Below are 20199 nucleotides of genomic sequence, written 5' to 3'. Positions count from 1 at the left end.
TCTGACCCCGGTTTTTGGAAATTAGTTGCTCTGGCGGCTGGCGTTGGCCATGCCGAGGGCGGCGCCGATGGCTTGTTCCATGCTGCCGCAGTCGGCGTGGCCGGGGCCGCGGGCGGCGAGGTCCAGCGCGGTGCCGTGGTCGACCGAGGTGCGGATCAGTGGCAGGCCCAGCGTGACGTTGATACCACGGCCGAACGTGGCGAATTTCAGCACCGGCAGGCCCTGGTCGTGGTACATCGCGAGCACGCAGTCGGCATCCTGCAGGTACTTCGGCTGGAACAGCGTGTCGGCCGGATAAGGGCCGCGCGCATCGATGCCGCGGGTTCGCGCGGCTTCCAGCGCCGGCGTGATGACGTCGATCTCTTCGCGCCCCAGGTAGCCGTTTTCGCCCGCATGCGGGTTCAGGCCGGTAACGAGGATACGCGGCGCGGCAATGCCGAATTTCGTTTGCAGGTCGCGGTGGATGATATCCAGCGTCGTGCCCAGGCCATCGATCGTCAGCGCCGCAGGCACGTCCTTCAGCGGCAGGTGCGTGGTTGCCAGGGCCACGCGCAATTGCGGCACACCTTCGACGCCATGCGGTTCGCCGGCCAGCATCATCACCACCTGCGCGGTGCCGGTACGGTCGGCGAAATATTCGGTATGGCCGGAAAACGCCACGCCGGCATCGTTGATCGTGCTTTTCTGCAGCGGCGCCGTGGCCACCGCCTCGAACCAGCCGGCCTTGATGCCTTCGATCGACGCATCGAGCGTGGCCAGCACGGCGCGGCCGTTCTCGCTGTCGAGCGTGCCCGGCACCACGTGCGCGGCCAGCGGAATGTCGATCACGGACAGCCGGTCCGGCCCGAAGTGCGGCAAGCCGCCGTTGCGCACCGCCATCAGCGACAGCGCGCTGACGCGGATGGCGGGATCGATCGCCTGCGCCGTCATGGCGAGGAAGGCGGCATCGCCCAGCAGCACGCAGTTGACGCGCTCGCGCATCGCCCACGCGGCGCGGATCGAGATCTCGGGGCCGATGCCGGCCGGCTCGCCGGTGGTGATCGCGATCGCCGGGCGAACGCCCGGGCGGCGCGCAGGCAAGGTCACGCTCACGGGGTTGACGCTCATTGGTGGGCCTTACTTCACCGCGTCGGGGCGCAGCTCTTCGCTGCGGAATTCCACGTAGGCGCGGTCACGCACCTCGCGCTGGAAGTCTTCGGCCGCTTCCACCATCTTGCGCTCGCGTAGCGCCATGCGTGCTTCGTTGCGCTTCTTCTCCTTCGACATGTCTTCCGACTTGCGCTCCACCACCTGGATCAGGTGGTAGCCGAACGCCGTCTCGACCGGGCCGCTCGTCTCGCCCGGCTTCAGCTCGTTCATCGCCTTTTCGAATTCCGGCAGCGTGTCGCCCGGGTACAGCCACCCCAGGTCGCCGCCCTTCTTGCCCGATTCGTCATTCGAGTAGAGCCGCGCCAGTTCCTCGAACGACGAGGTCTTGCTGTCCAGCTTTGCCTTCATCTCCGCCAGCTTGCGCTTGGCATCCGCGGCGCTCGTCGATGGCGTCACCTTCAGCAGGATGTGGCGCGCGTGCGTCTGCTCCACGGCCGCCTCGGCCTGCGCCTGGGCCAGCGAGCGCTTGTCCACCAGCTTCAGGATGTGGAAGCCCGTCACGCTCTTGATGATCGGCGTGACCTGGCCCGGCTGGATCTTGTTCAGCGCTTCGGCGAAGACCGGCGGAATGCGGTCGCTCGGGCGCCAGCCTACCGCGCCGCCCTGCAGCGCATCGGCCGCGTCGGAATACGTGGCCGCCACCTTGGCGAAATCGCCGCCGGTGCGCAGCTGGCGCATCACGTCGTCGGCACGCTGCTGGCGCTGGGCGATCACGTCCGGCGTGGCGTTTTCGGGAATGCGCACGAGGATCTGCGAAATGTTCACTTCCTGCTGCTCGGCGGCCGCCGCTTCCTGCGCGGCCAGGAAGCTGTCCACTTCCGCTTCCGAAATCTGGATCTTGGCATCCACCTCATGCTCGCGCAGGCGCGTGGTGATGATCTCCTCGCGGATCTCCTCGCGGAAGCTGGCGAACGACGTGCCGTCCTTTTCGATCTGGTCGCGCAACTGCTGCACCGACATCTTCTGCTGTTCGGCGATGCGGCCGATCGCACGGTCGAGCATCGTGTCGTCCACGCGCACGCCCATTTCCTTGGCCATCTGCAGCTGGGCGCGTTCGACGATCATGCGCTCCAGGATCTGGCGCTGCAGCGCGGCCGCATCCGGCAGCTGCACGTTCTGCTGCTTCATCCGCTGCATGATGACGGCCACGCGCTCGGTCAGTTCGCGGCGCGTGATCACGTCGTCGTTGACGACGACGGCGATCGAATCGATTTCCGGATTCTTGGACTGACCCGGCGGCGTGAAGCCCTTCGGCTGCGCCGGCGCGGCGGCCGCGGCAGCCGGTGCATTGGCGGAAGCAGCGGGCTTGGCGTCCTGCGCCACGGCCACGCCGCCGGCAGTCATGGCGCACAGCAGCAAGGCTGCGAGGGTGATCGGATGCTTACTGAACATATTGCAAACGCTTTTCAGGTCAGGTGGAAAATGGTGAAGGATAGCAGGTGCGCGCCGCGGAAAGTGTAACAGCAAGTGACGACGGCCCACAGGTCGCCGTCAGCGCCTCACAGGCCGCCGTCGGCGGCACCGCCTTCAAGTTCAGGCTCAGCGGCGATATCCCGCATTGAGCTGCTGGTAGCCCGGAATGCTGTTCTTCAGCACCTCCAGCGGATTGCCGATGCCGAACTTGGACAGGCCGTTCAGCTCGAGCTGGAAGAACACCTGCGTCGACGTTTTATTGGTGGTCGTCACGAAGCGCTGCGCGCCCATGCGGAACACCCAGCAGTCGCAGTTGTATTCGAGACCGATCAGGCTTTCCAGGATCCGGTGGTCCTGCAGCGAATAGCTCATGCGGCCCACGCCGAACCAGCGGTCCGAGATCGGCCACTGCGTGGAAAAGTCCACGTTCTTGAAGCTGTCGCGCAGGAAGCGGTAGCCGGCATTGAACACCTTGCGCTGGCCCGGCTGGAACTGCACGTTCAGGTTCGAGCTGACCACGCGCTTGTCGCCCTGGTTGTACTGCACGGCGCTGTCCACGCCCCACGACTCGGAAATGCGGCCGGTGGCGGCCAGCAGCAGGTCGGAACGGCCCGTGCTGACGGGTTCCGAGTTCGTGAGCTGCACGCGCTGGTCGTTGAAGTAGAAGCGCTGGCCGAATGCCAGGCGCAGGCGCTCGGCGCCGGATTCCTCGAGGAAGCGCGACACGATCGCCGCCGTGACCTGGTTCGCATCGCCCACGCGGTCCGAACCCACGAAGCGGTTTTCGGAGAACAGCTGGGTGAAGTTGAACGTGGCATCGGCCGTGTCGAACACGGGAATGTCGGTCTGGTCGCGGTATGGCGTATACACGTAGAACAGGCGCGGCTCCAGCGTTTGCGTGACGGCGCGGCCGAACAGCTTGGTGCTGCGTTCGAATTCCAGGCCCGAATCGAGCGAGAACGTGGGAATCGCCTTCGTGACCGAGCGGCTTTCCTCGGTGCCGAACCGGTCGAGCTGGTAGGCGCTCGCACTGAGCATCAGCTTCGGCGTGATGAAGTAGCTGGGGCTGATGATCGGGTAGCTGATCTGCGGCTGCACCACGATCCGGTCGCCGTTGATCCTGGCGTCGTTCACGCAGGCCGTGCCGCCGATGTTGGCGCCGGGACAGATCGTCTCGGTCGCGTAGTGGAAGCGGGTCGCTTCGGCATCCACCGACCAGTCGAAGCCGCCGATGTCATACTGGCCGGCGTGGAAATTCACCGCCGGCAGGCGGTCGTACGGGCGCGGCGTGACCGTCGTCGTATCCGGATCCTGCAGCACCTGGTACTTCTGCACGCGTGCCGTCAGGCTCCAGATCTCGCCGCGATAGTCGGTGCGCGCTTCCTTCAGCAACTGGCGCTCGGCGCTGCCGGCCACCGTTTTCGAGAAGTCGGTCGGATAATCCTCGTCCGACGCGGCGCGCACGTTCCAGCCATAGGACCAGTCCTTGGCCAGCGCCTGCGAGTGCGACGACTGGATCTGCCAGCGGTCGATGCCCTTTTCCTTGTCGTTGTGCAGGTACTCGATCCACGTGCGGCCTTCATAGCTGCCGGCCGCCGTCTCGCCGATGTAGCGCCCCACGGCACCCATCTGCAGGCCGCGCCGGCTGATGTAGTGCGGCGACACGGTCAGGTCGCGGTTCGGTGCGATATTGAAGTAATACGGCACCGTCAGTTCGGCACCGCCGCGCGACGAGAAGCCCGGCACGGCCGGCAGCCAGCCCGAGCGGCGCGCGCCGGACAGCGAGAAGGAAATGCCCGGCGAGCCGATCAGCGGCACGTCCTTGAAATAGACGACGGTGCCGCCGGCCACGCCCACGTCGCGGCCCTGGTCCAGCGTGAGCGTGCTCGATCGCACGTACCAGTCCGGATTCGGCCCTTCGCAGGTGCTGTAGGTGCCGTTGACAACCTTGGCCTGGTCCTGGGAAAGAAAGTCGATGCGCTGCGCCTTGCCTTGCGCATTGTTCAATTCCAGCTTGTAGGTGGGCTGCAGCATGTAGCCCACGCCGGTCTCGGTGTTGATCTTGAACTCGTCGGCCGTGTAGTAGTCGCCGAAGCGCCACAGGCGCACGTTGCTCGTTGCTTCCAGCTCGGATTCCACCTGGCGGTAGCAGGCGGCATCGGCCGTCACGCGCATCTTGTCCTGCACCACTTCCACGTCGCGGGTCAGGATCAGCTCCCGCTCGGGCCGGCCGCTGATTTCCTCCGCGCGGATCGTGACCGGTGCATCCGGATCGTCGGCACGGGGCGCACCCGCGCCGGCAGTCACGCCAGAGCCTGGCTGAGTCTGGGCATGGGTCGGTGCCGCGCAGGCGGCGATCAGGGCGGAGATGGCATACGCCCAACGTTTCTTGAAGGGTGGGGCCAGGCTCATGGAAGGCAGGATACGCGAAGCACTATAAAGAACACCATGCAGGCGATTTTTTGATTTGAATCCCTTATTATATGGGATTCCTTTGTCAACATCCGGTTTGATCGGGCTGTCCCTCATGTCTTTATTGCACACATTATCTTCCGACGGCGACGCGCGCCTGCTTCAACTGAAAACCTGGCTGCAAGGCCTGGACATCGTGGACGCGGCCTCGGCCCGCCCCGCGTCGGCCGACGCCAGCTTCCGCCGCTACTTCCGGGTCGACGTATTGCCGGCCGCCCAGGCGCAATACGGCGCGACGCTGGTGGCCATGGACGCGCCACCGGAGCGCGAGAATACCGCAGCGTTCGTGAAGGTGGACGCACTGCTGGCCGAAGCCGGCGTTTCCGTGCCCGCGATCCATGCGCAGGACCTGGAACAGGGCTTCCTGCTGCTGTCCGACCTGGGCACCACCACCTACCTGCAGGCGCTGAACCACGACAACGCCGCCACGCTGTATGCCGAGGCCCTGTCGGCGCTCGTCAACATCCAGCTGCGCAGCCAGCCCGGCGTGCTGCCCGAATTCGACCGTGCCTTCATGCAGCGCGAACTCGATATCTTCCCCGACTGGTACATCGGCAAGCACCTGGCCACCACGCTCACCGATGCGCAGTCGGCCGACCTGCAGAAGGTGTTCGACCACATCATCGCCACGTGCATGGCGCAGCCGCAGGTATTCATGCACCGCGACTTCCATTCGCGCAACCTGATGTGGATGGACGAGAAGAACCCCGGCATCCTCGATTTCCAGGATGCCGTGTACGGCCCGATCACCTACGACGCGGCCTCGCTGCTGCGCGATGCCTACGTGTCGTGGGACGAGGAAATGGTGCTGGACTGGATCATCCGCTACTGGCAGCACGCCAAAGCCGCCGGCCTGCCCGTCAACAAGGATTTCGACGCGTTCTACAAGGACTTCGAATACATGGCCCTGCAGCGCCACCTGAAGATCCTCGGCCTGTTCTGCCGCCTGAACTACCGCGACGGCAAGCCGCTGTACCTGGGCGACCTGCCCACGGTGATGGAGTACGTGCGCCACACGGCCAACCGCTACCGCGAGCTCAAGCCGCTGGTCAAATTGCTCGATGCGCTGGAAAACCGCCAGCCCGCCGTCGGCTACACGTTCTGAGGAAAGCCATGAAAGCCATGATCTTCGCCGCCGGTCGCGGCGAGCGTATGCGGCCGTTGACGGACATCTGCCCGAAGCCGCTGCTGAAGGTGCGCGGCCGGCCGCTGGTCGAGTGGCACGTGCTGAACCTGGTGCGCGCGGGCATCACCGAGATCGTCATCAACCACGCCCACCTGGGCCACATGATCGAGGCGTACCTGGGCGATGGCAGCCGCTTCGGCGCCACGATCCGTTATTCGGCCGAGAAGGAAGCGCTGGAAACGGCCGGCGGCATTGCCAACGCCCGGCACCTGCTGGGCGAGGAACCGTTCCTGGCGGTCTCCGGCGACATCTATTGCCCGCACTTCGATTTCAGCGAAGTGAAGGATGTATTGCACGACAACGACCTGTGGGGCAACGCCCACCCGGTCGAGCAGCGCGACATCGCCTGGATCTGGCTCGTGAAGAATCCGCCGTTCCACCCGAAGGGCGATTTCGGCCTGGACATGTATACCGTGTCCAATAGCGGCGAGCCGATGTGGACGTTCGCGAACATCGGCGTCTACCGCGCCGAAATGTTCGACGGGATCGCACCGGGCCAGCATGCCGGCCTGGGCAACCTGCTGCGCGAATTCGCCGGCAAGGGCCAGCTGGGCGGCGAAGTCTACGAAGGCGACTGGTACAACGTGGGCACGCCGGAGCAGCTCGATCAGCTGAACGCGCCTTTCGGAGCGAAGCGGCCATGACTACCGGCGTGGCGTCCGCTGTTGCCGACTTCGCTGCGCGCCGTGCGGCCCTGCTTGCGCGGATGGAGCCGGGCAGCGTGGCGTTCCTGTCCACCGCGCCGGAAAGCGTGCGCAATGGCGACAGCGAATACCCGTACCGCCACGACAGCAGCTTCTACTACCTGACGGGGTTCCCGGAACCGGAAAGTGCCCTTGCACTGGTGGCCGCGAGCGGCGACCAGCCGGCGCGCGCCATCCTGTTCTGCCGCGAGAAGAATCCCGAACGCGAAATCTGGGATGGCCTGCGCCACGGGCCGGAAGCGGCGCAGGCCGGATTCGGCGTCGATGCCGCCTATCCGATCGGCCAGCTCGATGAAAAGATGGCCGAATTGCTGGCCGGTGCCCCCGCCCTGTACTGCCGCCTGTCGCGCGACGAGGAACTGGACCGGCAGTTGCGCAGCTGGTTCGGCGCCGTGCGGGCCAGGGGCCGCACCGGCATCACGGCGCCGCCGGCGCTGCGCGACCTCGTGCCGCTGGTCGACGAGATGCGCGTCGTCAAGGATGCCGGCGAACAGGCCATCATGCTGCGCGCCGGGCAAATCTCGGCCGCCGCGCACCGCCGCGCGATGCGGGCCGCGCGGGCCGGCATGTTCGAATACGAGCTGGAAGCGGAACTGCTGTACGAGTTCCGCAAGAGCGGCGCGCAATTCCCGGCCTACACGCCGATCGTCGCTTCGGGCGCGAACAGCTGCATCCTGCACTACAACAGCAACGCCCGGCAAACGCACGACGGCGACCTGGTACTGATCGATGCCGGCTGCGAGCTCGATGGCTACGCCTCCGACATCACGCGCACGTTCCCCGTCAACGGCCGCTTCACGGCGCCGCAGCGCGAGCTCTATGGGATCGTGCTGGCCGCGCAGGCTGCCGCGTTCGAGGCGATCCGGCCGGGGAACACATTCCATGCCGCGCACGACGCCGCCGTGCGGGTGCTGGCGCAGGGCATGCTCGACACGGGCCTGCTGAACCGCGACACGGCGGGCAGCCTGGACGATGTGATCGCCAACAAGGCCTACACGGCGTTCTACATGCACGGCACCAGCCACTGGCTGGGCATGGACGTGCACGACACGGGCGCCTACCGCATCACCGAACACCCGGACAAGCCATCGCGCCCGCTGGCCGAAGGCATGGTGCTGACGGTGGAGCCGGGCATCTATGTGCGCCCTGCCCCGGGCGTGCCGGAGCAATACTGGAACATCGGCATCCGTATCGAGGACGACGTGGTGGTTGCCGCCGGCGCACCGCGCGTGCTGACGGACGAAGTGCCGAGGACCGTGGACAACATCGAACGGCTGATGGCGGAGGAACGATGAACGACAATATCGAAGTTGACGGCATCAAGGCTGACGGCATCAAGGCTGACAGCATCAAGGCTGACAGCATCAGGGTTGACTACAGCGTCGCCATTTGCGGCGCGGGCCCGGCCGGCATGGCGCTGGCGGCATTGCTGGTACAGCGCGGCATGGCCCCTTCCCGCATCGCGCTGATCGACGCAAAATCGCTGGACGCGGCGCGCGACGATCCGCGCACGCTGGCATTGTCGTGGGGCAGCCGGCAGATCCTCGGCCAGGTCGGCGCCTGGCCGGTGCCGGCCACGGATATCCATGAAATCCACGTGTCGCGCAAGGGCGCATTCGGCCGCAGCATGATCACGCGCGACGAGCATCGCCTGCCGGCGCTGGGCTACGTGACGCGCTACGGCGATCTCGTGACCGTGCTGGCCGGCGTGATCGACCGGCTGGGCATCGCCTCGCTGCGGCCGACGCGCGTCACCGGGCTGGACGAAGCCGCAGACGTTGTGCGGCTCACGCTGGACGATGGCCGGACGATTTCAGCCGCGATCGCGGTGCAGGCCGAGGGCGGCCTGTTCGGCACGCAGACGGACAAGCACACCATGCGCGACTACGGCCAGACAGCCATCATCGCCCAGGTGGAAGCCGGCGCCCCGATCGCGCACCGCGCTTATGAACGCTTCACGGACGAAGGCCCGCTGGCGATGCTGCCGCAGGGAGATGGCTATTCGATGGTCTGGTGCGTGCGGCCCGAAACGGCGCAGGAACTGCTGTCGCTGGCCGATGCCGCCTTCCTTGCGCGGCTGAACGCCACGTTCGGCGAACGGCTGGGCCGTTTCACGAGCGCCACGCGCCGCCTCGCCTTCCCGCTCGGCCTGAACGCCGGCGTGGCCGGCACCGCGCGCACCACGGCGATCGGCAACGCGGCGCAAACGCTGCACCCCGTGGCGGGCCAGGGCCTGAACCTGGGCCTGCGCGACGCCACCGTGCTGGCCCGGCTGCTGGCGCGCGATGCCACGCCCGACACCCTCGCCGAATTCGCCACGCTGCGCCGGCAGGACCGCGACGTCACCGTGCGGCTGACCGACACGATGGCCCGCGTGTTCGCCAACACGTCGCCACTGCAGCCGGCGCTCGGCCTCTCCCTCGCCGCCATCGACCTGTTCAGCCCCGCGCGCTCCGTGCTGGCCCAACTGATGATGTACGGCCGCCGCTGACAAAAAAATAGGGACGGACCCCATTTTTACGGAAACATTGCCTGAAAAATGGGGTACGTCCCCATTTTTCGAGCAACTTTTTACTGCTTGTGCAGGTTGGCGTACTTCAGGCCGAAGTACAGGATGAACGCATAGCAGGCTGCCGGCACCGCGAACGACACCTGCACGCCCATCGCATCGGCCACCGCGCCCTGCGCAAACGGCACGAGCGCGCCGCCGACGATGGCCATGCACAGCAGGCCCGAGGCCTGACCGGTCTGCTTGCCCAGGCCGTGCAGCGCCATGCTGAAGATCGTGGGGAACATGATCGAGTTGCACAGCCCCACGGCGAGGATGGCGACCATCGCGACCTTGCCGCCGCCGAGCACGGCGATGGCGATCAGCGCGATGCTGGCGGCGGCGTTGAACGCCAGCGCCTTGCCGGGGCTGACCTTGCGCATCACGGCGAAGCCGATGAAGCGCCCCACCATCGCGCCGCCCCAGTACAGGCTCACGTAGTGCGCCGCCTGCGCGGCCGTCATGCCGCCGATCGCCGGGTCTTCGAGGAAGCTGATCAGGAAGCTGCCGATCGATACTTCGCCGCCCACGTACAGGAAGATACCGAGGGTACCCAGCACCAGGTGCCGGTGGGCGAACAGGTCGCTGAATTTTCCGCCCGGCTGGCTGGTCGATTTATCGCCCGGTACCGCTTCGGCAGCTGCCGCATCGATAGCTGAATCTTCGATCTTCGGCAGCCGCGCCAGCGCGAACAGCACGGCCAGCAGCAACAGCGCGCCGGCCAGCACCAGGTAGGGGCCCTGCACGCTGGCCGCTTCCTGCGCGCGATACGCCAGCTGCTCGGCGGCCGGCAACGCGGCCAGTTGCTCCGCACCCAGCATGCCGCCGGACAGGATCAGCATGCCGCCCAGCGCCGGCGCCACCGTCGTGCCCAGCGAGTTGAACGCCTGCGTCAGCGTGAGCCGGCTCGAGGCCGTGCGCGGATCGCCCAGCACCGTCACATAGGGATTCGCGGCCACCTGCAGCACCGTGATGCCGCCGGCCAGGATGAAGAACGCGAACAGGAACACGGCATAGCCGGACGTGGCGGCCGGATAGAACAGCGCGCAGCCGATGGCCGCCACGACGAGGCCGGCCACGGCGCCGCGCTGGTAGCCGAGCCGCCGGATCAGCATCCCGGCCGGCACGGAAACGAGCAGGTAGGCGCCGAAGAAGCAGAACTGCACCAGCATGGCCTGCACATATGTCAGCGTGTAGACCGCCTTCAGGTGCGGGATCAGCACGTCGTTCATCGACGTGAGCAGCCCCCACATGAAGAACAGGATCGTGACGATGACCAGCGGCCCCCTATTGTTGCCGGCGGCGTTCGTGCCGCCGGTGTCGGGCGCGAGCGCCGCCTGGGAATGATGTTGCATGTCGGCTCCTTCGGGTATTCCTTGTAAAAAGGGCGTCTATTTTACGCAAGCCACGGCATCCGCGTCGGCACCCGCGCCGCCGATGACCTGGATATTGGCAAACGCCGCCACCAGTCCGCCCTGCGCGGCGACGCGGAACGGCGTGTCGACCTTCGCCAGGTCGGCACCCTTGAAGCAGGCCAGCGGCACCTTGACGGTCTTCTTGCCCTGCCCCGCCAGCCGCGTGAACTCGGCGCCGAGATCCACCGACGCGCTGCCGACCGCTACCTGCACCGGGCCCTGCGGCGCGGCCGTGACGATCGTGTCGAACACCAGCGCGCCATCCTTCGTGGCGTAGGCCGGCAGTGCGCGCGGCGCGGCGGCACGGGCTTCGATGGCGCCCGGCCCCGTCCACGTCACTTTCCTCGCATCCTGCTGCGTATTCACCTGCGCGACTTCCACCTTCAGGGTCGGCAGCGTGTGCGTCGCGTTCAGGTCCGCGCCCAATGCCTTGCGTTCTCCGCCGCTTTGCACGTAAAGGGGGAACGTGGCGCGGTCGGACTGGTTGAAGACGGGGAACGCATTGGTCTTGCCGCATGGCGCCGTGCTGGCGTCGACAGGCAGCCGGCCCACCTTTTTCGCCTTGCCGTATTCCAGGCCGTAGCCGTAGGCGAACAGCGGCGCATAATTCCTGTCGCCCACGTTCAGCGGCGCCTGGCACGGGCTCTTCGGCCACGAGAACGACAGCTTGCCGGAGAACGGCGCGTTGACCTTGCCGTCGGCGCCGCGCAGCAGCACGTCCGCCACGCCCTTGCCTTCCGAGCCCGGCAGCCAGGCGGCCACGAAGCTGTCCGACAGATTCAGCAGGTCGTTCGCGTACAGCGGCCGGCCGGTGACGAACACGGTCACCACCGGCTTGCCCTTGCCGGCCACCGCCTTCAGCACGGCCAGGTCTTCCGGGTAGCGGCCGCTGTGGCGCAGGTTGCCGGCCGGGCCGATGTCGCCATCGCCTTCCGCATACGGCCCTTCGCCGATCAAGGCCACCACCACGTCGTAGTCGGCCACGTTGACGCCGGCCGCATCGGCGCTGAACGTGACGTTCGCCGCCGCTTCCTTCAGGCCGGCCAGGATCGTGTCGCCGTTCGGGAAGTCGCTGTTCCTGTTGTCCGTGCCCTGCCAGGTGAGCGTCCAGCCGCCGCTCTGGTTGGCCATGCTGTCGGCGCTCTTGCCCACCACGAGGATCTTTTTATCGCGGGCCAGCGGCAGCACGTTGCCATCGTTCTTCAGCAGCACCAGCGATTCCTGCACCAGCTTGCGGGCCAGTTCGCGGGCCTGCATCGATTCCATCTTGCCGGCATGGCTCGAGGCGGATGGCTTCTGCAGGTTGGCGCGCAGCTTCACGCGCAGGATGCGGGTCACCGCGTCGTCGATGCGTGCCATCGGGATCGTGCCGTCCTTCACCTGCTGCACGGTGTTGGCGATGAAGCTCTTCCAGTCGTCCGGCACCATCACCATGTCGATGCCGGCATTGATGGCCTGCGGGCAGCTGTCGTTGCGGCAGCCCGGCACTTCGGCGATGCCGTTCCAGTCGGTGACGACAAAGCCGTCGAAGCCCATCTTCTGCTTCAGCACCTCCGTCAGCAGCTCCTTGTTGCCGTGCATCTTGCCGTAGCTTTTGCCGGTGGCGACATCGGTCCAGCTGTTGTACGACGCCATCACGGTCTGCGCGCCCGCTTCCAGCGCCGGATAGTAGCCGGCCATGTGGATATTCATCATCCCGGCCTTCGTGGCCTGGTTGACGCCGCGGTCCTTGCCCTGGTCGGTGCCGCCGTCGCCCACATAGTGCTTGGCGGTGGCGACGACATTCGCGTCATCCTTCAGCGAGCCTTGCAGACCTTTGACGTATTCGCCGGCGTAGTCTGCGACGATCTTCGGATCCTCGGAGAAGCTTTCGTAGGTGCGGCCCCACCGGTCGTCGCGCACCACCGCCAGCGTGGGTGCGAACACCCAGTTGATGCCGGTCGCGCGCACCGCCTTGCCGACCGCCGCGGCCATCTCGCCCACGCGCTTCGCATCGCGCGCGGCGCCCAGGCCGATGTTATGCGGGAACAGCGTGGCACCGATCACGTTGCTGTTGCCGTGCATCGCATCGATGCCCCAGATGACGGGCACCTTGTGCTTCATGTCGGTCGACATCGACGCATCGTAGAACGCGTCGGCCAGCGTTACCCAGTCGGCCGGCGTGGCGTACTTGCTGCCGTTCGGCCAGCTGCCGCCACCGTTCAGCACGGAGCCCAGGTAGTACTTGCGCACGTCCTCCGGCTTCGTGGTCTTGATCTCGGACTGCGTCATCTGGCCGACCTTCTGTTCCAGTGTCATGCCGGCCACGATTTCCTTCACCCGCGCTTCCAGTTGCGCGTCGGGCGCCACGGCGCTTTTCAGTTGCGGCCAGTCGGTGAGTGGGGCGGCCATGGCATTGGCGGCCAGCAGCTGCGCGGCGGCAGCCAGCAAGGTCAAACGTCGTTTCATCGGATCTCCGTGTCGTTCTTCAAAAAGTGCAAAGCTTGTAGAGGTCAAAGCCTGTCAAGGTTAGAGCCGGTAATTCAGACCAAGCAGCAACTGCCGGCCATACGTGGTGTAGCGTTCCGGCGCATAGGCGCCGCTGGCGAACGGGTCGCCCTGGCGGGTCTGGTACGGTTCGTTGTTCAGGTTATTCACCTGCAGCAGGAACGACAGGCCCTTGTACGGCCCCTGCTCGATCGCGTAGCCGAGCTGGAAGTCGATCTGTTTCTCGGCCAGGATTTCGCTGAAAGACCGTTGTGCGAACAGCCCCGTGACTTCGCCGCGGTAGGCGGAGCGGTAGCGCTGGCTCACGCGCGTCGAAAAGCCGTGCTTCTCGTAGTACAGCGTGATGTTGCGCACCACGCCGGACAGGCCGGGCAGCTTTTCCTTCGTGCCCGGACCGTTCGGGTGGATCGAGCTTTCCGTGCCGGACACGCTGGCGATCAGCCCGATGCCGTCGAGCGGATCCCAGAACATGCCGCCTTCCAGCGAGCCGGAAAGCTCCACGCCGCGCACCATGCCGCCGTTGCCGTTGGCCGGGCGGTTCAGCGTGCCGATGTTCGTGATCGGTTCCACGGTGGACGGGTTCGGGAAGCCCGTGAAATCGTGCGCCGTCTGCTGGTTGTAGATGTACGTCTTCAGCTTCTTGTAGAAATAGGCGCCGGCGATGTAGCTGCGCTTGCCGAAGTATTTTTCCATCGACAGGTCGTAGGAATTGGCGCGCCACGGTTCCAGCTGCGGATTGCCGCCGCTGCCGCTCCATTCGAACGTGGTCTGGCTGACGCCGCCCGCCACGCCGGCACGCATGTCCGACATCTGCGGCCGCGCCAGCGTCCTGGCCGCGCCGAAGCGCAAGGTCCACGCATCGCTCCAGCGGCCCAGGTCGAAGATCAGGTTTATGCTCGGCAGGTAGTCCGTGTAGCTGGCGCCGCCATCGATCGCCTTCAGCTGGCCGCCCACGACGGCCACGCCGCGCGATTCCTGGTTCACGTGCACGGCCTGCGCCCCCACGTTGCCGCGCAGCGGCACGGGGCCCAGCGCCGTATCGATGCCGAGTTTTACATACCCGGTAGATGTCTTTTCCGTCACGCCCCAATCCTGCAGCGCCTGGTCGTCCGGCCGCGCCGGCTGCTGGTCGTAGTACTTCGCCAGCACGCCCATTACGTCGTAGCTGATCACGGCGGGGATGCCGCCGAACGCCAGCGATGTCGATGGCCGCAGCAGGTCGCTCGACACGAACGCCGGCGTGCGGCCATTCTTCAGGAAATAGTAGTGGTTCGTGTCGCCATGTTCCTTCTCGCGCTTGCTGAAGTACAGGCCGCCCTCGACATAGCGCAGGAAGCCTTCCAGGTCGCGCTTCGCACCCAGCTTCAGTGCGCCCAGCTTGTCCTCCACGCGCGGCTGGTGCAGGTCCGCATCCTTGCCCCAGCCGCCCACGTCCGCCAGCCGCATCAGGTTCGCATCGGTGAAATCGACCGAGGGCGTGAACACCGGCAGGCCCGCGCCCACCGGGATGCTGAACTTGAAGTTGTTGTCGGTGATGCCCGAGTTGGCCGGGCCCAGGCCGGCGTACGTTTCCAGCACCTGCTCGCGGCGCTTCGCGTGCGAATACGACAGGTCGCCCTCGAACGACCACTGGTCCAGCTTGTATTTGTTGTTCCAGCCGAAGGCGGCCAGCTTGTCCTTGCGTTCGTTGTAGTCGTTGCGCAGGATCGGTTCCAGGTTTACCAGCGTGCCGCCGGTCAGCAGCCGCGTGCCGCCGATGGTGTCGATGACGGGATCGCGGTAGGCGATATTGCTCCACTGGTGCGAATTCCACATGGCGCCGCGCATCGTGGTCTTCTGGTCGAACTGCGAATAGTACAGGTCGAGCGCGGAGCGGAAATTGCGGCCTGGCTTGTACTCCAGCACGGCCATCAGGCCATCGCGCACCATCTCGCGCGACGTGGCCGTGACCTCGGCGCCCTTCAGCGCGATCACATCCTGGTTGGCCGGCCCCAGGTTGTTCTCGGCCCCCCACCACCACGACTTGTATTCCTTCTGCTGGCCCGGCGCATCGAGGTGCGCGAAGCCGACGGCCACGCCCACCGTATTGCCGAGGAACTGGTCGACATACGAGATCGACACACGTCCGCCACGGTCCGACACGCCGTCATTGAGCTTGCCGTTCGAGTTCTTCTCGCCGCGCACGTTGATGGCGATCGTGCGGCCCGGCATGTCGAGCGGGCGCACCGTCTGCAGGTCCACCGTGCCGGACAGCCCCTGCCCCATCAGCGACACTTCCGGCGTCTTGTACACGGTGACGCCGTTGATCAGCTCAGACGGATACTGGTCGTATTCCGCGCCGCGGTTGTTGCTGGTGGAGACCTGCTCGCGGCCGTTCAGCAAGGTGCCGGAAAAGTCCGGCGCCAGGCCGCGGATCGAGATCACCTGCGCACGGCCTTCCACGCGCTGCGCCGTGAGGCCGGCCAGCCGGGCGATCGATTCCGCGATCGACATGTCCGGCAGCTTGCCGATGTCTTCCGCCGTCACGGCTTCGACGATCGAGTCGGCGTCGCGCTTGATGGCGATCGAGTTCTCGATGCTGCGGCGCATGCCGGTGACGATCACCGATGGCACTACATCCTCTGCCGCAGTGTCGGCTGCTGCGGTGGATTCGGCCTGCTGGGCATGCGTGCCGGTGGCGAACAGCAGCGCGGCAGCGGCAATCGCAGCGGCCATCGGTGTCAGGCAGAGTGCCTGCCGTTGCGGGAAGTGTGTCATCTCATCGTCTCCATTGTCGTTATCGGCCGGCCGTCTTTCAGGCTTCCCTTGTACTGGTTTCGATCTACCAACGCCGATTGGAAAGGTTACCAATTTTGATCGGCCTTCGCGTTTCAGGCCTTTCATAAATGGTTTTTCCTCGTGCTCAATCGACCTATTGGAAACGTTACCAATTTGTGCCGCAATTATGGCAACCGGCTGATTTTTTTGTCAACGGGACTTCACACCTGTGGGAATTTCGACACGCCCGCCTGGCCGCCGAGGAACGCCTGGTACCACTTGCCGCTGTCTTTCAGGATGCGCTGCTGCGTGGCGAAATCGACGTGGGTGAGGCCGAAACGGCGCGTGTAGCCTTCGGCCCATTCGAAATTGTCCAGCAGGCTCCACGCGAAGTAGCCGGCCACCGGCACGCCCCGCCCGATGGTGTCACGCAGCGCCGCGAGATGCCGCACCAGGTAGGACGTGCGTTGCGCATCGTGCACCTGGCCGCCCTGCACCACGTCGTCGTAGCACGAGCCGTTTTCCGTGACATAGATGGCTTGCGGGCCATATTCCGCATGGATGCGCGCCAGCAGCTGCGCCATGCCATCGGGGGCCACCTCCCAGCCGAACGCGGTGCGTTCGACGCCTTCGCGATGCACCACGCGCGCATGCAGCGGGCCCTCGCCCGGCGCGGCCGCGATCACTTCGGGGAAGTAGTAGTTCAGGCCCGTGAAGTCGGTCTGCACGGCGATCGCTTCGAGGTCGCCCGCCTCGATGCGCGGCGCGGCATCGCGGACCGCCTCCAGCACGTCGCGCGGGTAGCCCTTGCCGAACAGCGGGTCGAGGAACCAGCGGTTGCGCAAGCCATCGTGCCGGTTCGCGGCGGCGATGTCTTCTGCGCTGTCGGAAGCGGGACGGATCGGATGCAGGCTGAGCGCCGCGCCGACGCGCGCGCCCGGCACATTGGCGCGGATGACCGGCACGGCCAGGCCGTGCGACAGCAGCACGTGGTGGCTGGCCTGCAGGGCCGACGCCACGTCGCGGATACCCGGCGCGTGCATGCCATCCATGTGGCCGTGCATCGCCGTGCACCACGGTTCGTTGTGCGTGATCCATTGCGATACGCGATCGCCCAGCCGCCGCGTGACGGCATCCACGTAGCCGGCGAAGCGGTGGACGATGTCGCGCGCCATCCAGCCGCCCCGGTCCTGCAGCGCCTGCGGCAAATCCCAGTGGTACAGCGTGGGCCACGGTTGCAGCCCGCGCTCCAGCATGCCGTCGACGAGGCGGTCGTAGAAGTCGAGCCCCTTTCCGTTCGCCGTGCCGCCGTCGCCGAAGATGCGCGGCCAGGCGATCGAGAAGCGGTAGGCGTTGGTGCCGAGATCCCGGGCAATGTCCAGGTCTCCGGGCCAGCGGTGGTAATGGTCGCAGGCGACCGCGCCGCTGGAACCGTCGCGGATGCGGCCCGGCCTTGCGCTGAACGTGTCCCAGATCGAATCGACGCGGCCGTCTTCATGGCGGGCGCCTTCGATCTGGTAGGACGACGTGGACGTGCCCCATATGAAGCCGGTGGGGAAGTCGTCGCGCGACAGCGCGATGTCAGGTGCGTTATTGGTCATGGATCTCCCGGATGTTGCGAATGTCGATGGATTGGCGGGTGGTGAGCCAGCGCAGCAGCGGCTCGTGCAATGCGTAGGGCTGCGTGCCGAATGACCGGAACAGTGCTTCGATGTCGGCCTTCGGCGCGGTGGCGAAGTCGATGGGCGGCGCCTTGCCTGCCGGCGGGGGGTTCTCCGCATTCGTGACGAAGCCCCACTTCCCGGTGCCCTGGCCGCCCTGCCGCGTGACGACCTTCCACGACCAGGCGGTTGCGGCCCAGCCGTACCGCGCATAGGTATCGAACGACGCGCGGGCAACCTGTCCGCCCAGCTCCAGGCCCATCATCGCCCATGGCTGCATTTCGCCGACGAAGAAGGCGGTGTCCAGCCGGCGCAGGCGTTCGTCCCATTTGCACACGGTGTCGCCCGCGGTCTTCCCGCCTTCCGGCGCGCACGCCAGCCAATCCCTGTGCACCTTCAGGCCGGGCTTGCCCCAGCCGAAGTGACCCGGATACGGGTGCATCTCGAATGCCACGTTCTGCATGCCATGGTCGGACGGCTTGCCGTAGGCATCGATGCCGTTCCGGCTGTGGCCGGGCAGGATGATCACGTGGTTCGCATCCACGGCGCGGATGGCCTTGTACAGCTTGCGCACATTGGCGGCCATCGTGTCCGGATCCGTGCCCCATGGCTCGTTCAGCACGCTGTAGCCGGCCACCGCGCCACGGTCCTTGTAGCGCGATGCGATCTGCCGCCACAACCACTCGGTACGGGCCTGGTTGTCCGGCACGGACCAGTAGGCGTTGCGGTTGGCGCAGCCGCTGTGGTGTTCCACGCCCTGGCTGCCGGCGGCGCCGTGCAGGTCGAGCACCACGTACATGCCGCGCTTCTCGGCCTGGTCGATGGCGTCGTCGAGGTAGCGCCATGCATCGGCGCGCAGCGTGCGCGGCCTGTTCTCGTCCTCGATGACGGTGTGGATGAACGGCAGCCGCACCACGTTCAGGCCATGCCGCTGCATCAGGTCCCAGTCACGCGCCGTGATCCAGTTGTCGCGGAAGACCTTGAACAGCCGCTCCCGTTCCGCATGGCCGAAGCGCCGGTCGAGCAACGCTTCGAGCTGGCACTGGTCCTCCACCCCGCTGCCCTTGTCGAGCTCCATCATCCAGAACTCGTTGATCAGCCAGTTGCCCAGGTTGGTGCCGCGCAGGATGGCCTGCCGGCCGGTGGCATCGACCCACCACGTGCCTTCCGTATGCAGCATGGGCAGCGGTGCCTGCGCCCGCGCGCCCGGCGTGGCCTGCATGAGCGTGGCCATGGCGATCAGTGCCGCCATCATTCGTTTCCGCATCCGTCTCCTCCGCATTTTTAGCAGGATGGAAAGCTTTCCATCCTGTCACGAAAAAATGGCGTGCCGGCAGGCACGCCGCCTCCTGCTACTTGCCGTGCTTGCGGGCCTTCGCCACCGATGCCGGTCCCAGCGAGGCCCGGTGCGTGACGCTGAGCGGAAAACGCCGCGCCACCGTCCGTTCGCCGCCATAGCAGCGGTTCAGCAACGCGTTCAGGCCGGCCTTGACCACGTCGCGCCATGGAATGTGCACGGACGTGAGGCGCGGTGCCGAGAACTCGGCGCTGGGCGTATCGTCGTAGCCGAGCACCGACACGTCGCGCGGCACGGCGATGCCGGCCTCCTGGAAATGCGACAGCGCGCCGACGGCCATTTCGTCATTGGCGCAGAACAGCGCGGTGAACCCGTAATTCGAGGCCAGCAATTCCCTTGCGCAGGCAAAGCCGCCTTCCGGCGAGAAGTCGCTCTCGGCGATCCACAGGCTGGCGGTATCGATGCCGCCTTTTTTCAGGCCCTTGAGGAAGCCGTCGATCCGTTCCACGTTGTCCGGCGCATCGGACGGGCCGGCGATCACGGCGATCTGGCGGTGCCCCTGCTCCAGCAGCGTTTCCGCCGCCAGCGCGCCGCCCTTGCGGTGATCGACCTGGAAGGCCTGCTCGCCCAGGCCGCTGGTGGCATTGTTGACGACGACGATGTTGGCGCCGCGCGCGCCCAGCGCGGCGATATCCTCGTCGCCGAGGATGTTGCTCATCGAGATGATGCCGTCGCAGCCGCGCTCCATCAGGAATTCGATACCTTCGACGGCCTGGCGCAGCGCATCGCCCCGGCCCGCGCCGAATGCCACCACCATGTGCAGGCCGTTGGCGCGCAGCTCGATGTCGATCATCTGCAGGATCGGCGTATAGAACGTGCCCTTCAGGATCGGAATGTACACGCCGATCATCTTCGAATAGCCGGACAGCAGGGCCCGCGCCGCGTGCGATGGCCGGAACCCCAGTTCGTCGATTGCCGCGCGCACCTTGGCCTGCGTGGCCGGCGACACCGCGCCCTTGCCGCTGACCACGCGCGATGCGGTGCCGAGTCCCACGCCCGCCAGCCGGGCCACGTCCTTGATGGTTGCCACTACGTTTTCCTATGGTGCTG

13 protein-coding genes are annotated in these 20199 nt (G+C 66.2%); 4 read left to right on the top strand and 9 right to left on the bottom strand.

Going from position 1 to position 20199, the window contains the following annotated elements; translation table 11 throughout:
• Window positions 1–21 precede the first annotated feature (21 nt).
• The 3 genes from pdxA to ACY65G_RS09795 form a co-directional block, all read right to left on the bottom strand.
• Complete coding sequence (gene pdxA, locus ACY65G_RS09805) at window positions 22–1107, bottom strand: 4-hydroxythreonine-4-phosphate dehydrogenase PdxA (protein ID WP_464997179.1); 1086 nt, start codon at window positions 1105–1107, stop codon at window positions 22–24.
• Window positions 1108–1116: 9 nt separating this feature from the next.
• Window positions 1117–2541, bottom strand: a complete 1425-nt coding sequence (locus ACY65G_RS09800) for a peptidylprolyl isomerase (RefSeq protein ID WP_464997178.1) — start codon at window positions 2539–2541, stop codon at window positions 1117–1119.
• Window positions 2542–2688: 147 nt separating this feature from the next.
• Window positions 2689–4974, bottom strand: a complete 2286-nt coding sequence (locus tag ACY65G_RS09795) for an LPS-assembly protein LptD (RefSeq protein ID WP_464997177.1) — start codon at window positions 4972–4974, stop codon at window positions 2689–2691.
• A gap of 115 nt (window positions 4975–5089) precedes the next feature.
• On the opposite strand from ACY65G_RS09795, the gene ACY65G_RS09790 reads away from it, so the two are divergent.
• From ACY65G_RS09790 to ACY65G_RS09775, 4 genes are read left to right on the top strand one after another with little or no spacing between them, the layout of a single operon-like run.
• The gene (locus ACY65G_RS09790; protein ID WP_464997176.1) at window positions 5090–6139 is read left to right on the top strand and encodes an aminoglycoside phosphotransferase family protein; all 1050 of its coding nucleotides are present in this window, start codon (window positions 5090–5092) and stop codon (window positions 6137–6139) included.
• A gap of 8 nt (window positions 6140–6147) precedes the next feature.
• A complete protein-coding gene (gene murU, locus ACY65G_RS09785) occupies window positions 6148–6864 on the top strand; it encodes an N-acetylmuramate alpha-1-phosphate uridylyltransferase MurU (RefSeq protein WP_464997175.1) in 717 nt (238 codons plus the stop codon).
• Window positions 6861–8219 carry a Xaa-Pro aminopeptidase gene (gene pepP / locus ACY65G_RS09780; protein WP_464997174.1) on the top strand — a complete coding sequence of 453 codons (1359 nt, stop codon included), beginning with the start codon at window positions 6861–6863 and terminating at the stop codon, window positions 8217–8219. Before murU ends, pepP begins: the two co-directional genes overlap by 4 nt.
• Entirely contained in the window at window positions 8216–9415 is a 1200-nt protein-coding gene (locus ACY65G_RS09775) for an FAD-dependent monooxygenase (protein WP_464997173.1), read from the top strand. The genes pepP and ACY65G_RS09775 overlap by 4 nt, the downstream gene beginning before the upstream one ends.
• Before the next feature lie 80 nt (window positions 9416–9495).
• Here the strand turns inward: ACY65G_RS09775 and ACY65G_RS09770 are convergent, their stop codons facing one another.
• The 6 genes from ACY65G_RS09770 to ACY65G_RS09745 all read right to left on the bottom strand — a co-directional run bounded on the left by ACY65G_RS09770 (window position 9496) and on the right by ACY65G_RS09745 (window position 20179).
• Complete coding sequence (locus ACY65G_RS09770) at window positions 9496–10827, bottom strand: sugar MFS transporter (protein ID WP_464997172.1); 1332 nt, start codon at window positions 10825–10827, stop codon at window positions 9496–9498.
• A 36-nt stretch (window positions 10828–10863) separates the two neighbouring features.
• Window positions 10864–13335 carry a glycoside hydrolase family 3 protein gene (locus ACY65G_RS09765; RefSeq protein ID WP_464997171.1) on the bottom strand — a complete coding sequence of 824 codons (2472 nt, stop codon included), beginning with the start codon at window positions 13333–13335 and terminating at the stop codon, window positions 10864–10866.
• A gap of 60 nt (window positions 13336–13395) precedes the next feature.
• Complete coding sequence (locus ACY65G_RS09760; RefSeq protein ID WP_464997170.1) at window positions 13396–16131, bottom strand: TonB-dependent receptor; 2736 nt, start codon at window positions 16129–16131, stop codon at window positions 13396–13398.
• A 221-nt stretch (window positions 16132–16352) separates the two neighbouring features.
• Window positions 16353–17732, bottom strand: a complete 1380-nt coding sequence (locus ACY65G_RS09755; RefSeq protein WP_464997169.1) for a GH1 family beta-glucosidase — start codon at window positions 17730–17732, stop codon at window positions 16353–16355.
• The gene (locus ACY65G_RS09750) at window positions 17722–19059 is read right to left on the bottom strand and encodes a glycoside hydrolase family 5 protein (RefSeq protein ID WP_464997168.1); all 1338 of its coding nucleotides are present in this window, start codon (window positions 19057–19059) and stop codon (window positions 17722–17724) included. Before ACY65G_RS09750 ends, ACY65G_RS09755 begins: the two co-directional genes overlap by 11 nt.
• An 85-nt stretch (window positions 19060–19144) precedes the next feature.
• The gene (locus tag ACY65G_RS09745) at window positions 19145–20179 is read right to left on the bottom strand and encodes a LacI family DNA-binding transcriptional regulator (RefSeq protein WP_464997167.1); all 1035 of its coding nucleotides are present in this window, start codon (window positions 20177–20179) and stop codon (window positions 19145–19147) included.
• Window positions 20180–20199 lie beyond the last annotated feature (20 nt).

It is taken from the genome of Pseudoduganella sp. jia 12, assembly GCF_055502675.1.
This window is presented reverse-complemented; position numbering and strand designations above follow the sequence as displayed.

Coding starts and splice junctions, on each gene's coding strand:
- murU (WP_464997175.1), top strand. CDS start 6,148: ATGAAAGCCATGATCTTCGCCGCCGGTCGCGGCGAGCGTATGCGGCCG.
- pepP (WP_464997174.1), top strand. CDS start 6,861: ATGACTACCGGCGTGGCGTCCGCTGTTGCCGACTTCGCTGCGCGCCGT.
- ACY65G_RS09790 (WP_464997176.1), top strand. CDS start 5,090: ATGTCTTTATTGCACACATTATCTTCCGACGGCGACGCGCGCCTGCTT.
- ACY65G_RS09755 (WP_464997169.1), bottom strand. CDS start 17,732: ATGACCAATAACGCACCTGACATCGCGCTGTCGCGCGACGACTTCCCC.
- ACY65G_RS09760 (WP_464997170.1), bottom strand. CDS start 16,131: ATGACACACTTCCCGCAACGGCAGGCACTCTGCCTGACACCGATGGCC.
- ACY65G_RS09800 (WP_464997178.1), bottom strand. CDS start 2,541: ATGTTCAGTAAGCATCCGATCACCCTCGCAGCCTTGCTGCTGTGCGCC.
- ACY65G_RS09770 (WP_464997172.1), bottom strand. CDS start 10,827: ATGCAACATCATTCCCAGGCGGCGCTCGCGCCCGACACCGGCGGCACG.
- ACY65G_RS09750 (WP_464997168.1), bottom strand. CDS start 19,059: ATGCGGAAACGAATGATGGCGGCACTGATCGCCATGGCCACGCTCATG.
- ACY65G_RS09765 (WP_464997171.1), bottom strand. CDS start 13,335: ATGAAACGACGTTTGACCTTGCTGGCTGCCGCCGCGCAGCTGCTGGCC.
- pdxA (WP_464997179.1), bottom strand. CDS start 1,107: ATGAGCGTCAACCCCGTGAGCGTGACCTTGCCTGCGCGCCGCCCGGGC.
- ACY65G_RS09795 (WP_464997177.1), bottom strand. CDS start 4,974: ATGAGCCTGGCCCCACCCTTCAAGAAACGTTGGGCGTATGCCATCTCC.
- ACY65G_RS09775 (WP_464997173.1), top strand. CDS start 8,216: ATGAACGACAATATCGAAGTTGACGGCATCAAGGCTGACGGCATCAAG.